The organism is Kaistella sp., from assembly GCF_049588135.1.
Taxonomy (GTDB): Bacteria; Bacteroidota; Bacteroidia; order Flavobacteriales; family Weeksellaceae; genus Kaistella.
This window is the reverse complement of the sequence record NZ_JBAVFG010000049.1, coordinates 1-14,744: the sequence shown is the minus strand read 5'-3', so window position 1 is coordinate 14,744 and position 14,744 is coordinate 1. Positions and strand designations below refer to the sequence as shown.

General features: G+C 35.3%; 10 protein-coding genes. 4 read left to right on the top strand and 6 right to left on the bottom strand.

The window, feature by feature from the left end; all coding sequences use genetic code 11:
* Positions 1–535: DUF2911 domain-containing protein (locus WBY99_RS02775; RefSeq protein WP_423974823.1), on the top strand; the 535-nt coding region annotated here is incomplete at its 5' end.
* Positions 536–655: 120 nt separating this feature from the next.
* On the opposite strand, the gene ahcY is transcribed toward WBY99_RS02775, so the two are convergent.
* The gene (gene ahcY / locus WBY99_RS02770; RefSeq protein WP_423974822.1) at positions 656–1,969 is read right to left on the bottom strand and encodes an adenosylhomocysteinase; all 1,314 of its coding nucleotides are present in this window, start codon (positions 1,967–1,969) and stop codon (positions 656–658) included.
* An 88-nt stretch (positions 1,970–2,057) separates the two neighbouring features.
* Entirely contained in the window at positions 2,058–2,864 is an 807-nt protein-coding gene (locus WBY99_RS02765) for a twin-arginine translocation signal domain-containing protein (protein WP_423974821.1), read from the bottom strand.
* Between the two features lie 137 nt (positions 2,865–3,001).
* Between WBY99_RS02765 and WBY99_RS02760 the strand changes: the two genes are divergently transcribed.
* Positions 3,002–3,613: a 4'-phosphopantetheinyl transferase superfamily protein gene (locus tag WBY99_RS02760; protein WP_423974820.1), complete on the top strand. Its 612-nt coding sequence runs from the start codon at positions 3,002–3,004 to the stop codon at positions 3,611–3,613.
* Here WBY99_RS02760 and WBY99_RS02755 read toward each other — a convergent pair.
* The 3 genes from WBY99_RS02755 to porU all read right to left on the bottom strand — a co-directional run bounded on the left by WBY99_RS02755 (position 3,589) and on the right by porU (position 11,026).
* Positions 3,589–5,850, bottom strand: a complete 2,262-nt coding sequence (locus WBY99_RS02755; protein WP_423974819.1) for an FUSC family membrane protein — start codon at positions 5,848–5,850, stop codon at positions 3,589–3,591. The two genes, WBY99_RS02760 and WBY99_RS02755, sit on opposite strands and share 25 nt — an antisense overlap.
* 81 nt (positions 5,851–5,931) lie before the next feature.
* Positions 5,932–7,056: a type IX secretion system outer membrane channel protein PorV gene (gene porV, locus WBY99_RS02750; protein WP_423974818.1), complete on the bottom strand. Its 1,125-nt coding sequence runs from the start codon at positions 7,054–7,056 to the stop codon at positions 5,932–5,934.
* A gap of 25 nt (positions 7,057–7,081) precedes the next feature.
* Entirely contained in the window at positions 7,082–11,026 is a 3,945-nt protein-coding gene (gene porU / locus WBY99_RS02745) for a type IX secretion system sortase PorU (protein ID WP_423974817.1), read from the bottom strand.
* A 162-nt stretch (positions 11,027–11,188) separates the two neighbouring features.
* On the opposite strand from porU, the gene gldJ reads away from it, so the two are divergent.
* Positions 11,189–12,799, top strand: coding sequence for a gliding motility lipoprotein GldJ (gldJ, locus tag WBY99_RS02740; RefSeq protein ID WP_423974816.1), 1,611 nt, complete (start codon positions 11,189–11,191; stop codon positions 12,797–12,799).
* 64 nt (positions 12,800–12,863) lie between these two features.
* Complete coding sequence (locus WBY99_RS02735; protein ID WP_423974815.1) at positions 12,864–14,138, top strand: UDP-N-acetylmuramoyl-tripeptide--D-alanyl-D-alanine ligase; 1,275 nt, start codon at positions 12,864–12,866, stop codon at positions 14,136–14,138.
* Here the strand turns inward: WBY99_RS02735 and WBY99_RS02730 are convergent.
* On the bottom strand, positions 14,135–14,744 hold a 610-nt coding region (locus WBY99_RS02730; RefSeq protein ID WP_423974814.1), incomplete at its 5' end, for an NUDIX hydrolase. The genes WBY99_RS02735 and WBY99_RS02730 overlap by 4 nt on opposite strands.

Genomic DNA, 14,744 nt, shown 5'->3' with positions numbered 1-14,744 from the left:
TCCTACGGCAAGTCCGCGCCAGAAAGTAGATCAACAATTCTCAATGTCTAAAATCACGGTAGATTACGGAAGACCTGGCGTAAAAGGTAGAAAAATTTTCGGCGAACTCGTTCCTTTCGGAAAAGTTTGGCGAGCCGGGGCAAACTCTTCGACGAAAATCACGTTCGAACAATCGGTTAATTTTGGTGGAAAAATGGTTTCTGCAGGAACTTACGGCTTGTTTGTAATTCCTACCGAAAAAGAATGGAAAATCATTTTGAACAAAGATTCTCAACAATGGGGCGCTTATACTTTTGATGAAAAGCTGAATGTCATCGATGTTACTGTTCCCGTTCAGAAAATGTCTGAAAAACAAGAATGGTTCGAAATTGCAATCAATCCAATTGATGAAAACTCGGTGGATTTGGTTTTCAAATGGGATTTCACCAAAGCGACGGTTGCTTTGAAAACAGGTAATCCGGAAGCTGTTGCAAAAATTACAGAGAAACTAAAGGAAATAAAGCAAATCGAAAAAGATGCTGCTGCAAAAAAATAACTTAAAAAAGGCTGTCCTTACTTTTCGGACAGCCTCTTTATATCAAATACGTTTCAAAAAAAAATTAAAAAAGCGAATAAAAATCTCCGCTTTTTTTCATGTTATTAAAATTTTCTTTTCTTAGTATCTGTAATATTCTGGTTTGAATGGCCCTTTTACCTCAACACCGATATATTTTGCTTGGTCTTCGGTTAAAGTTTCTAATTCTACGCCTAATTTTGCAAGATGTAAAGCAGCTACTTTTTCGTCCAAATGTTTTGGCAAAGTATATACTTCGTTTCCATAAGCTGCAGAATTAGTCCACAATTCAATCTGAGCCAAAGTTTGGTTGGTAAATGAATTACTCATTACAAAACTCGGGTGTCCTGTTGCACAACCTAGGTTTACCAAACGGCCTTCTGCCAAAATAATGATTTCTTTACCGTCGATATTATAAACGTCAACTTGTGGTTTTACTTCAAATTTGGTATCGCCGTAGTTCGCATTTAACCAAGCCATATCGATTTCATTATCGAAGTGACCGATATTACAAACGATGGTTTTATCTTTCATTCTTTTGAAATCTTCTCCTTTAACAATGTTAAAGTTACCAGTTGTTGTAATAATGATGTCTGCGTTTTCAACTACAGTACTCAGTTTTTTAACTTCAAAGCCTTCCATAGCGGCTTGTAGCGCACAGATCGGGTCAACTTCAGTTACGGTAACAATTGAACCGGCACCTTTGAAAGAAGCAGCAGTTCCTTTACCAACATCTCCGTAACCACAAACGACCACTCTTTTACCAGCCAACATAACGTCTGTCGCTCTTCTAATCGCATCTACAGCAGATTCTCTACAGCCGTATTTGTTATCGAATTTAGATTTAGTAACCGAATCATTTACGTTAATTGCAGGCATTACCAAGGTTCCGTTTTGCATTCTTTCGTACAATCTGTGAACGCCGGTTGTGGTTTCTTCAGAAAGTCCTTTAATCCCTGCGGTTAATTCCGGGTATTTATCGAAAACCAAATTGGTTAAATCGCCACCGTCATCTAAAATTAGGTTCAAAGGTTTTCTGTCTTCACCGAAAAATACAGTTTGTTCGATACACCATTCGAATTCTTCTTCGTTCATTCCTTTCCAAGCGTAAACTGGGATTCCTGCTGCTGCGATTGCTGCTGCTGCATGATCTTGAGTAGAGAAAATATTACAAGAAGACCAAGTAACATCTGCACCCAGTGCCACCAAAGTTTCAATTAAAACTGCAGTTTGAATCGTCATGTGAAGACAACCTGCAATCCTCGCTCCTTTCAAAGGTTGAGAAGGGCCATATTCGTCTCTGATCGCCATTAAACCAGGCATTTCTGCTTCGGCTAATTTAATTTCTTTTCTGCCCCAATCGGCTAATGAAATGTCCTTCACTTTGTAAGGAACGTATTGTGTTGTAGTCTCCATCTAATTGAAAAAATTTTTGCAAATATACAAAATCTCTTTTTTAATGAAGAGACAGTGAGTAACCGTAATTGATATTAATGTTGCTTTTTTACAAATAATGATTTTTCATTTCCTGTACAAAATCAGTGTAATGCAGAATTGCTTCTTCATTTTTCCCAGATTCTATATAGTTTACCGATGGTTGTACCAAATGGGTATAAATGTAATCGAGAACCTCATCTTTATTAGATGCTTTATTAATATTAATCAGCATTTTTGGGGCAATAATTTCGTATTCTGAAATTAAATTACTGTATTTTGCGTTGGGTTTCATCACATTTTCTCGCAAAGATCTTAGTAAAGTAAGCTCTTTGCAATCATCGGGAAGTCCTTTTTGAAATACACATGCAGAAGTTAAAAAACAAGCAGGTTCTTCAAGAGTTTCACTAAAACCAAATTTAAGTTCAAGCTTTAATTTTTCATTTCTAATAATTGCGTGACATTTATCATGAATCTCTAATATGATCTCTTTTCCAAAATTTTCTTTTGCAAATTTATAATCGCCCGCAATCATTTTGTCTTTTTCTATTTTGTATAGAATAAAATTAAGTTTTTTATTATCGATCGTTTTTTGAGTCAAAGATTCTGCTTTATACATTAATTTTATTATAGTACGATCGTTGTGCCCTTTAAGGATTAGATTCTTATCTTCTGGCGTAGATTCGTTAAAATTTTCATAGAGAATAGGATAGATCCAAAAATCAAATAACCATGTTCTGCCATTTTCTTTAAACAATTCGGCTGCTCTATATAGATCTTGCCTAAGAAAATTTCTGCTTTGGAAAGAAAGTAATGGTAATAATGCTGCTGCGGCAACTCCTGTAGAGGATTTTTTTAAAAATTTTCTTCTGTTCATAGTTTATTTTTTAGTTTAGTCGAAGATAATAATAACTAACTATTTGTACAAATTATTAAAAAACAGTTAGTTATCATTTTGAAATTCATTTTGTCTATTTTATAATTATGACTAATTTTAACCTTTAATATTATCAAATGCCATTATACAGGGATTTTTCAGATGATACTGCAACCATTCTTCTTTGGAAATACCATGAAGACGAAGACTTGAATCCCGAATTTTTACTCGAAAAAGAAAATTTCGATAAAATAAAAGAATATCATCCAACGAAATTGAAGGAACTTCTTTTGGTAAGAAAAATCTTGAAATCGGTATTGCCCAATCACAAAATTCTTTACAAAGAAAGAGAACCTTATTTGTTCCCCAACGATTATGAAATTTCAGTAACGCACTCGTTTCCTTTTGCGGCTTTGGCAATTTCTAAAAATAAAGTTGGGATCGATATCGAACCATTTAATGATAAAATTAAAAGAATTCAGCATAAATTTCTACAAGAAGAGGAGAGTGGTTTTATAGAGGAAGACAAAAAAGTTGCCTATCTCACCGTGATTTGGTCTTTGAAAGAAAGTTTATACAAAATCCATCATTCTAATTATTGGTCGCTGAAAAAACATTACGAAGTAAAACCGTTCTCTATTGATTTTCCTTTTGATATTCAATGCAGAGTGCATGATGAGCATGTTTCTGATTTGTATAAAGCGCGGGTTGAGTTTTTCGAAAATTACTGTTTAACGATTGTTGACTGAATTTCTGGCTCTAGATTTTCAACAACTTTTCTTTGCTCTCTTGCCACATCATAAATTAATTCTAGAATTTCTTTTAAATTTTTCAGTTCGGTTAAATGGGTGATTCTGCTCGGATCGCGCCGATCAAAAAATTCATTTTCTTGCAATTCTTTTTTCCTCTTTTCGAGTAGGGTTTCTACAGAATCTTCAGGTTCGAGATTGCTTTCTTGTAAAATACTTTGGTGGAGATTTTTTTGATTCAAAATTAATTTCGTTCGCACCAATTCTGCAGAAATTTTTAAATCCCAACTATTAAAATCAATTTCCGGATAATGTTTTGAAGTCTCAGAATATTGAGAAAATGATGCGATATATGCAGTAATCAAATGAGAGGTAATGACAAACTGATGGAGATGTTCTAATTGCTTTTGCTGGTTTTTTGGATCAGAAATCATTCTTTGAAAATTATCAGAAAGATTAGCCAGATCAATAACTGCCGCTTTTCTTTTGAGTTTGTAATCTTGAATACCAATGTTTTCATCTTTAAAAAAAGCCATCGCCGCAGAAAAGTATTTGAAATTGCTGTCGGCAGATTTCTTCATGAAATCTAAGTTTTGGGTATGTTCCCAAACTGGTAAAACAAAGTAGGAAACCACGAATGCTACCGCACCGGCAATGATAGTGTCTAGAATTCGGTCTTTAAAAATGTTGTTTAGATTTCCGGGGTTTAAAATATTAAAGGCAAGAAAAATATAAATGGTCATGAAAAAAACCGCCACTGAATAATTGGATTTCAGAAAAGCAAAACACAGAACCATCGCCGATATAAAAAGTGCAAACAACACATTCTGAAAAGGAATGAAATATAAAATCGCATAAGCCACCAAGGCTCCAGCAACTGTCCCGTATAATCGCAAAAGGTTTCGATGTTTCGTAGTGGCGTACGCAGGTTTCAGAATCGCAACGATGGTTATAAATACCCAATAAGAATGTCCAATTCCTAAAAACTCAAGTTGGGAAATAAAATAACCAACTACTAAAGCGACTGTAATCCGAACGGCATGGCGGAAGTGCGAAGATTGTAATGAGAAATTGGCAAAAAATATTTTACTATTGAGTTTTTCTTCTGCGGTTACAAATTTCTCAACATCCAAGCCGGTAGAAAGACTTTTTGCCATTTTTAGATTTTGGCTGAAGACTTTGTAAATGGTTTTTATTTCATCAGAAATAACTGTAATTCTGTTTAGAATTAAGCGCAAGGTCATGAAATCTTCCAGCGTTTTGGGCGTCAGTTTGCTGTTTCTTAAATCAAAATAATTGTTATATATTTTTTCTAGCGATTCATCGATATTGCGAATAGGCTTTGCTTTGGATCCACTTTGTAGTGCGATTCCGATATTGCTCATTTCCTCTGAAAGCATTTGCAGATATTCTCCCAAAGAGTGCAAAAATTTTGTAGCCCCAAAGTTTTCCTGAACCTTACGGTAATCACTTTCAGAAGTCATCAGTTTCTCGTGTAAATCAATTGAATTGAGGAACATCAGCATAAGCAATCGACTAGTAGTCGTGGATTCGTTTACGATTTTTCTGGTTTTAAAAACGGTTTCTCGTGTTTCTTCTTGAAGATTTTTAATAGCAATCTGCTTGGTAATAATCTGTGAATAAAGACTTTCAAAATTTGGATCTTTTAAATAGAATTTTGATTTTAATGAGAGGTATTTTGCAAGTTCAAGATAATTTTCACCAATCATTTGACCCGCCAATTTGTAAGGTTGAATTTTCGAAGCGATCAAGAAAATTAGGAAATAGCAGATGGAGCCTGCAAGAAAAATCAGGGAACTTTTTATAATATTATCTCCCGTCAAATGCCCATCTATAAAAATTCCCAGGACGACTAATGATAAAGAACCAACTGCAGCGAGCCGCTGACCATAAACACCAATCATGGTAAAGAAAATACTGAAAATAATAATTTCAGGATAAATTAAAATCGGAAAATTTTTGACAAAACTGGCGACAAGTGATATGAGGAAAAAAAAAGCAATCGCAAGGATTAAAGCATTTCTTCTACGGATAAAAGGACCGGTTTGATCGGTAAGTCCTACAAAACTGGTTGCAAGTGGAAAGAGAAAAAATTCTTTTAGTAAGCCAAAATGAGCCAGTATTACACTTGGTATAACAATCGCCAACGAAATACGAACCGCCGAGGAAATCGCCTGGCTGGTTGCAAATTTTTTTAATTTGGTTGCGTAATTCATTTTACAAATTTAACAGATTATTATAGAAAAAAAGCCTCAATTTCTTGAGACTTTATTAATTTAAAAAAAAATCAAAAGGAATTAATAATCCTGTGCATTTGAAGATTCTTCACCAATATTCCAAGTAAGTCCGAATCTTAGAGTATTATCTAGAGCAGAATTGATTTTTGAAGTATTAATTAGGTAAGACATATCAAGACCGAAAGATTGGTATTTCAGCCCAACACCAACCGTTGCGTATTGTCTGCCACCTTGTTCTACACTTTCGTGGAAATAACCTCCTCTTACCGCAAATGCGTTGTCGTACTCATATTCTACAGCACCACTGAACATCATGCTTTTTTGATTGCTGAATGATTTTCCGATTCCGTCGATTACTCCTACATTAGGAACTTTTCCAACATTATCAGGACCGGGAACCAAAAGTTTAGAGGCTTCGAAGTTCACGCCAACTCTGTTTAAATCATCTAGGAATAAATCATAACCTGCACCTAATCTCGCCATGGTTGGGAGATAAGATCTAGATTCATCATCACCAGTATAATCTAATCTCGGACCTAAGTTTTGAACCGTAAAACCTGCTTTTGCCCGACCTTCATAATCGCCAAAAGACGAGTGTTTTTCTGACTGGAAATATCCTGAAACATCAACAGCGAAAGAGTTTGCGGGTTTTAATGTGCTGTCTGAGTTAAATCCACCCGACAAATCAGAACGGATAAATCGACCAGTAACCGCCATAGAGTAGTAGTCTGAAAGTTTTAAAGCATAAGCAACATCGATTGAGAATTCGTTTGGTTTTGCTGTACCTTCTTGTACTACCTCGGTTCCTACTAATTTGGTAAGATCTACCGCACCCATATTAAAATAGTAAATACTCGCAGAAATCGTAGCTCTTTCTTCATCTCCCAAAAACTGATGATAAGCACCATAAAGTAAGAAAACATCATTGGTTAATTTACTCATGTAGGGCGTATAGTTGATCCCGATAGCAGAAGTAGTTTTGCTGAACGGGTATTTCGCTGCATTCCAAAATTGTGAAAATGCGTCTGTAGTTGTTGCAACCCCTTGGTCACCCATTCCTCCAGCTCTTGCATCGGGTGATATCCTTAGGAATGGCGCACCGGTAAGAACCGGCTGAACTTGCGAATAAGCAATCATGCTGATTCCCAATCCTAATCCTAAAAATAGTTTTTTAGTCAATGTCATAAAGTCAATTTTTTATCGTTATTTATTATTTTAATAAGACCATTTTTTCTACCGCAGTTGCGCTTCCTTTGCATTTGTCCTGGTTTTGGCTGCGTGCGAGAATTTTAAATATATAAGTTCCTTTACCCACTGCATCTCCGAAATCATCATTCCCGTCCCATTCTATTGCTGTTCTCGGGGTGCGGAATCCTTGGAAAAAAGGTTCTGCAGTTACCGTAGTGCTTATTGTTTTTACTAATTTCCCGGTGATGGTATAGATTTGCACATTTACATCTAAAACATCATCGCAATTATGTTCAAACTGAACGTAGGTTTTGTTAGTAAAAGGATTGGGCCAATTTAATAATTTTTTAACAATTAAATTTTGGTTGCTTTCGTCTTTAACTATAAAGTTTAACGTTGCAGTTGTAGAATTATTGTTAATGTCCCAAACTTTAAAAGTTAATTGATGATCACCAGGTGTTAAATTTCTGAAAGGATAAGTTACGTTTCCTTTTTGATAATCTGATAGGGAAGGATTGGTGCATCCGTTTCCGTCCCCCGAAAAATAGAAATCGTTCAGCACTACAGTGTCGATAATTTTGCCATCAAGAATTACGGTTACATCGTGACCAATTCCCGAACCTGTTGAATTAATTCCTTTGTCGTCTGTTATACAAGCCAAGAGCAGGGGATTTTGATCGGTAATTCCACCATCCGCAAAGTTGGTGTTGTTCATGAATAATTTTACTTTTGGCGGTTCGGTATCGTTAATTCCGTCCGGATTAATTCCTCCAATGGTTTGGGTTTGATTGTTAAAGACATCGAAAACTTTGTTGTCGGCATAAGCTAGAATTCTTCCATCGCCAAGTTCATAATTAATGTCTTTTGGCATATAAAATTCTACGGAGAAAACGCCATTTACTGCGACACCAGAAGATTTTACAATTGGGCTGCCTTCTTCGGTATAAAGTAATACAGGATCCATTACCTCTACAGCATCGTTGTTCAATGTTTTTTTATTCAGTCTTTTGTCGAAGATATTAATAACAACTCTTCCATTGAAGGTGGTGTCTATCGTTCCATCGGCTTTATTGATATGTCCTTTTACTTTTACAAAATCTAACGCTTGAAGTTGTCCTGGAATAGGAGAATCAATTTCATCGATGGTAATTAATCTTTTGGGGCGGCTTAGTTTAGTTGCAGGATCTCCCAGAAAATTAACTTTAAGGTGCTCTGAAGAAGCCTTTTTTTCAAATTTTGCTCTTAATAAAGCATCTCCTAGATTGTTGAAATCATCGTCAACCAATTCAAAAATATGTTTGGTAAAAATGGTAGTAAAATCTTCTCCATAGCCTACGCCAATCGCTCGGCTGGAAGTAATCATGGTAGAAGCTCCTCCTTTTTTTGATTTAATGACTTGCTCACCCGCAGAGAAAGTTGCAGGATCATCCCACAACGTAAATTCACACGTAATGGTAGAAACTAAAGGAAAACGGGAATAAACATTATTAAAATTATTAAAATTCTGAATTTGATCAATTGTTAAAACGCGTTCTTGTGCCCAACCATTAATTCCACCATGCCCGAAATAGAAGAGATAAAGGCTATTACCCACATCATTTGATATCGCTTGGTTGACTTGGGGATATCTTTGACCGCCTGATGAAATTTGTGCGGGGAAAGAATCTAAATATAATTTTCGGATGTTGTATTCGGGTTTTTTATTTACATAATTTATATGATAATCTGATGGAGGATCTGTCTTCTTATAGGTAACATATCCATTGTCCATTTCTGCTCTTTTCAGCGCATTATTCATGGTGTTATGGAAAGGGACTTTGTTATCTGCATCATCATCTACAACAAAGTCTAATTTCATTCGCCATTCCCCAAACGGAGTTGATTGTCCTGGTAATGCATTGTTGTAAGCTAATACTTTGTCAGTCAGTGATTTGGCTTCGGTAATGTTGGCTGCAGGTAGTCTGCCCACAGGTAGATCGGGTAGCATATCCTTAAGCATGGTGGCTGTTTGTGGAGCCGTCATTACAAAATAATCATCCGTTACAAATGAATCGGCGTAATTGCCACTTTCTTCACTTTCGTAACTGGGTACAATGTCTGATCCGGGATAACTTTTTCCCTTGTAATCATATGAAGCATCTCCTAAAATAAAAAGATATTTCAGTTTTCCAGCTGGAGTATTAAGTCGGGTTACGAAGTCTCTAATTGCCGTAATATCTTTGCTGCCGCTACTAAATTCGTTGTATATTTTATTGATATCAACGACTGCGACATTATATTTCCCTTGGTAAAAATTTGCAAGACGCTGGGCTTGTCCCATCATTTCTGGAACGGTAATCATTAGATAATCAATGTTTTGTAAGCCTGCTAAATCCTGATTGTCGATTCTTCCAACAAACGCAGGAGCAAATGCTTCGCTGTTTTTAAAGGCAACGAATTCATTCACAAATTGCTTATTGTCGGCGATATAACCAAAATTGAAATTCGCAGAACTTCCGGATTTATTTACTTTTTTAGCAACATTGGTAATGTCTGAAACTTGCCATACTTGATCTACCGAAGAGGCATCAGATAAATTAAAGGTGTACGTATTGCCGCTTTGCTCTACAATATCATAACTTCTAAAGTTCAGTTGAGTGTTATTAAATTTTAAATCTTCTTTATATTGAACTTCGGCATAATCAAAATAAAATTTACCATTAGGATTACTGGCGGAATTTGGTGCATAATTAAACGAGAGCTGATTGCCCTGCAAATTACTCACCGACCCGCTGTAAGTTATAGGCAGATATTCCTGTTTAGTATCTGCTGAAATCGAAGAATTATATGGATTGGTATTATTGATATTCACTGTTATTTTATTGCCTTGCGATTGATAAGCAATATATCGTGAGCGGTATAAAATTACATCGGTCGGTTGAATAGGAGATTTGGTGGTAAAAGTGATTGTTTTATTTCCATTAAAAGCATCACCAGTCCAGATTCTGCCAATTCTCATTAAATTAAATTTTTCTTCATTAATGTATTGGTATTCATCATAACGAGAAATTACGGGTGAATTAGTAGGTACATCACTTGGTTGAATTCTCTTTCCTGGACCGGTGTCAAAATTGATGAAATAGTAGGCTGAATCTTCATAAATATTGATGAAGTTATTGGATTTATCAGTTCGTGTTTCTATTCTTCTGTTCCCGCTGCCACTCCCGCTTTTGTACAGATTATAACCATTAGGACCTTGAGCATAGAAAAGAGCATAATCATCTTCGTTCCAAACGCCGTCCTCTTCACCGAAAACCTGTATTGCATTTTCTTGTAAAGCATCAAAACGTAAATCTTTATTATACTCTGGCAACATCAATCCACCATTTCCATATATTCTAAAGTTTTTAGGATTGATGTTGGCAGGATTAATTCCATTGTCTTTCAGGAATTTTGTTGTGATTTTAAAAACACCTGATTTATCAACTTTAATTTTATAAAAATTCCCTTGTTTTAATGGATTTTCAGAAGTTCCTATTTTACTTATCCCATTTTTATTTTGCACATTTTTCTCAACATTAACGATGCTGAAAGAATGGAGTCGGTAAATCGTGCCTTTTTCAAACTTTAAAGTAGCTACTCGAATACTAGTGCTTTTTTCTTGCGTATAAGGATTGGTATAATAACTTACTTCAGATTGATCTTCGGTAGGAAGACTGTAGACATTAAGGTCGAAAAGTTCTTTTGAGGATGTTTTTTCCCAAACCAAATTGGTGACTTTTCGGTCGTTAGCAGATTGTTTTTCTACCATTCTTAGATAAACCCCGCCATCTTCATACGCGAAACTTTCGTTCTTAAAGAAAGGAACAGTAACTTTGCTACTTCCGTAATCAATGACGGTGCTTCCTTCCCAATCTATTTTGGTGGTTTGTGAAAAGGAAATAGAACTAAATAAAAATACTAAAAAAAGAGTTAAATTGCGTTTCATTATGCGGGTTAATTTGCCAGTTACAAATTAAACGAAAATTATTAAATAATAATATGATACAATAAAATTAAATTGTTAACGTTTTGCAAAAAAATCAATCTTTAATTTGATTTATTAAATAATTTATTTTTTCTTTGTACCTTGATAAATTCTAAATTTACTATGACTAAACTAAAGTTGTTTACAATAATGGCGCTAAGTTCAACCGTTCTTTTGATAAGTTGCGGTGGAGGCGGCAACGTGAAAAATGGTGGGGGCACGAAAAAGCAATTTATAAGTAAAACTGGTTGGAAAGCGAACGATCCGAAAGGTTGGTTCTTTACCGGAAAACAACAAACACAAAAAGGGTGGCCAGGAATGGTCTATGTAGAAGGTGGAACATTTACCATGGGATTGGTTCAGGATGATGTAATGCATGATTGGAACAATACCCCAAAAAGAATGCAGGTGAGTTCTTTTTTTATCGGCGAAACTGAAATTACCAATTACGAATATAGAGAATATGTAACTTGGTTAAAATATGTTTTCCCTCCATCTGATCCTAATTTTAAAGAAATTTATAATGGTGCACTTCCAGACACTTTAGTTTGGAATAATAAATTATCTAGAAACGATTTTGCAGAAACCTATTTTCGGTCACCAGAGTATGACTACTATCCTGTAGTTGGAGTTTCGTGGCTGCAAGCATCAAGATATTGCGAATGGTTAACGGACAGAGCGACTGAAAAAGAATTGATGAAACAAGGCATTGTTTCTAGAGATTTGTACACTAATGATTCGAATAATCAAGGTGCAGGTGCCTTTACATTAGATAAATATAAAGGAAATGATCCTGAAATGGAAACCTATATCAATAAACAACGCTTGCAGCAGAAGACTGGTATTAGAACAAGTAATCAACGACTTATTGCTGCCAACAGAAATGCAAATTCTGGAGTTGTTGCAAAATTCCGTCTTCCAACAGAAGTAGAATGGGAATTTGCAGCGCTTGGAATGCAAAAAGAAAGAGAATACAATCTTTATACAAGCAAAAAGCCGGAAATTGAACAATTGAAAGGTACGAAAGGTAGAAACCGCGGAATGTATTTAGAAAACTTTAAACAAGGAAGAGGGGATTATTCCGGAGTTGCTGGTTGGAAAAATGATGGTTCCCCCATGACAGCTGACGTAAAACAATATCCTGCTAACAATTTAGGAATCTTTGGGATGTATGGTAATGTGTCAGAATGGACTGCAGATGTTTATCGACCAATTATCGATGAAGAAGCTAGCGATTTTAATTATTTTAGAGGAAATGTAACCAAAGAAGTAGTGAGAAATGCGGATGGAACAATCAGAAAAATAAGCACTCCTAAATACGATACCTTAGCCAATGGTCAATTAATTTATAAAGGATTACCAGGTCAGTATGAAAGAGAAGTGGTTGCAGATAACAGAAACTTCCGAGATGGTGACTTTCAATCTTCATTAGATGCCGGTTACGGTAAAGCAGAAGACAGTTCTACACTAGGCTACAATATGTATAATTCTAAAGATAAAAGATTTATTGTTGATGGTAGAGGTAGAGTAATAATTCAGAAAGATAAAACCTCTAGAACGACCAGAGTATCGAATGAAGTTCGAGTGGTGAAAGGTGGTTCTTGGTTAGATGCAGCTTACTGGCTTGATCCGGGACAAAGAAGATACCGTGATGAAGGAAAAGCTTATGCATGGGTTGGTTTCCGTGTGTCACAAGATGCAAAATCAAACGGGAAAGGAAGAACGAAAAGATAAAATTTATTAAAATATTTAAAAAATCCTTCTGTTAATGCAGAAGGATTTTTTATTTTTGACCCCTATGAATGCAATCTCCTTTTATCCGATTTTTTTAAAATGTGCCAAAGTAACAATCGATAGCAGAACTATTGAAAAAAACGATGTGTTTTTTGCCTTTTCTGGAGCAACTTTTAATGCCGCGCAATTGGCTGAAAATGCCATTGACAAAGGTGCGTTGGCAGTTATTGTGGAACAAAAGGAATTTGAAAATGAAAACAAAAATATTTTCTATGTTCCATCAACGCTGAAATTTCTGCAAGATCTTGCAAAACATCATAGAAATCAACTAGAAATTCCAATGATTGGCTTAACTGGAAGTAATGGTAAAACCACGACCAAAGAGATTATTCATGCGGTGCTTTCACAGAAATATAAGGTGCAATATACTTTTGGAAACCTCAATAATCATATCGGTGTTCCACTAACTTTACTTTCGATAAAACCAGAACACGAGATTGCAGTAATCGAAATGGGCGCAAATCATCAAAAAGAAATCGAATTGCTTTGTGATATCGCACAACCTAATCTGGGATATATCACCAATTTTGGGAAAGCGCATCTCGAAGGATTCGGCGGTTTCGAAGGAGTGATTAAAGGGAAATCAGAATTATATGATTATTTAAAAAATAATTCACAAACGATTTTGGTGAACGAAAATGATCTCATTCAAGTTGAAAAAACAGAAGGGTATCAACCCAAAATTACTTTCGGAACAGATGCTTCGGATTATCAATTTGAGGAGTTTTCAAAAGACAATTCAGTTGGGGTAAGTTACCAAGGGAATCAAGCGCTATCAAAGCTTACAGGAAATTATAATTTCACTAATCTTTGTGCTGCGGCAAGTATAGGTTTCTATTTTGACTTAAATTTTAACCAAATCAAAAATGCGATCGAAAATTATTTGCCAACCAATATGCGTTCACAGGTGGTAGAAAAAAACGGAAAAACTTTTGTGCTGGATACTTATAATGCGAATCCGAGTTCGATGGTCGAATCTTTAAAAAATTTCAGCAATTTTAGTGGAAGCAAAACCATTGTCATCGGGGATATGTTGGAGTTGGGTAAGGAATCAGAAAAGGAACATCAAGCGATTATCAATCTTGCGAATTCTCTTCATTTTGATGAAATTATTACGGTAGGAAATGAATTTAAAAAAGTAAATCATCTTTCGAAATCTTATCAAAACTCAAAAGAACTTTCGGATTATCTAAAAAGCAATAAGATAGAATCCAAAAATATTTTATTAAAAGCTTCCCGTGGAATTGCTTTAGAACAGATTTTAGAATTCATCGATTAGCCTTTATTCCAAAAATCAGTAAGGATGAGTTTGATGTTTTCAAAGGTCATTGGAAAAACTTCTGCAATAATTTGTTTTTCATTTTTCCATGAAACTTCAGAGATTCCTTCTTCGATTTGTGGGATTGGCTTTGAGTTCCCGGCGTAACTAATTCTGAACCAATAAGTTGTTTTCAGTATTTTCTCACCATTTCTTTCAGTATAGATGTGAAAAGTAGTGTTGATATAATCTTCTAAAATAAGTTCCTTAAGCCCAGTTTCTTCTTCTATTTCGCGCAATGCAGCTTGTTCTAGAGATTCGCCTTTTTCTATTTTTCCTTTTGCCAAATCCCATTTATTCAATCGGCGAATAAACAAAATCTCTTCTTTTTGATTGCTTACCACACCGCCCGCAGCTTCAATTACTTTAAACATGTTGGTGAAATCTTCCCAAATATCTTCAAGATCATTACCGTAAATATTAAGTTCTGGGCAAGAGGTGTTTTCCAAAAGATCGATTGCAATTTCTAAAGTCGAAAAACCTTCATATCGAAGTTTCTTTTCTACCTCTTCAGGATATTTACTAATCGATAATTTTTTTTCATTCACAAAAACTTTATACATTTGC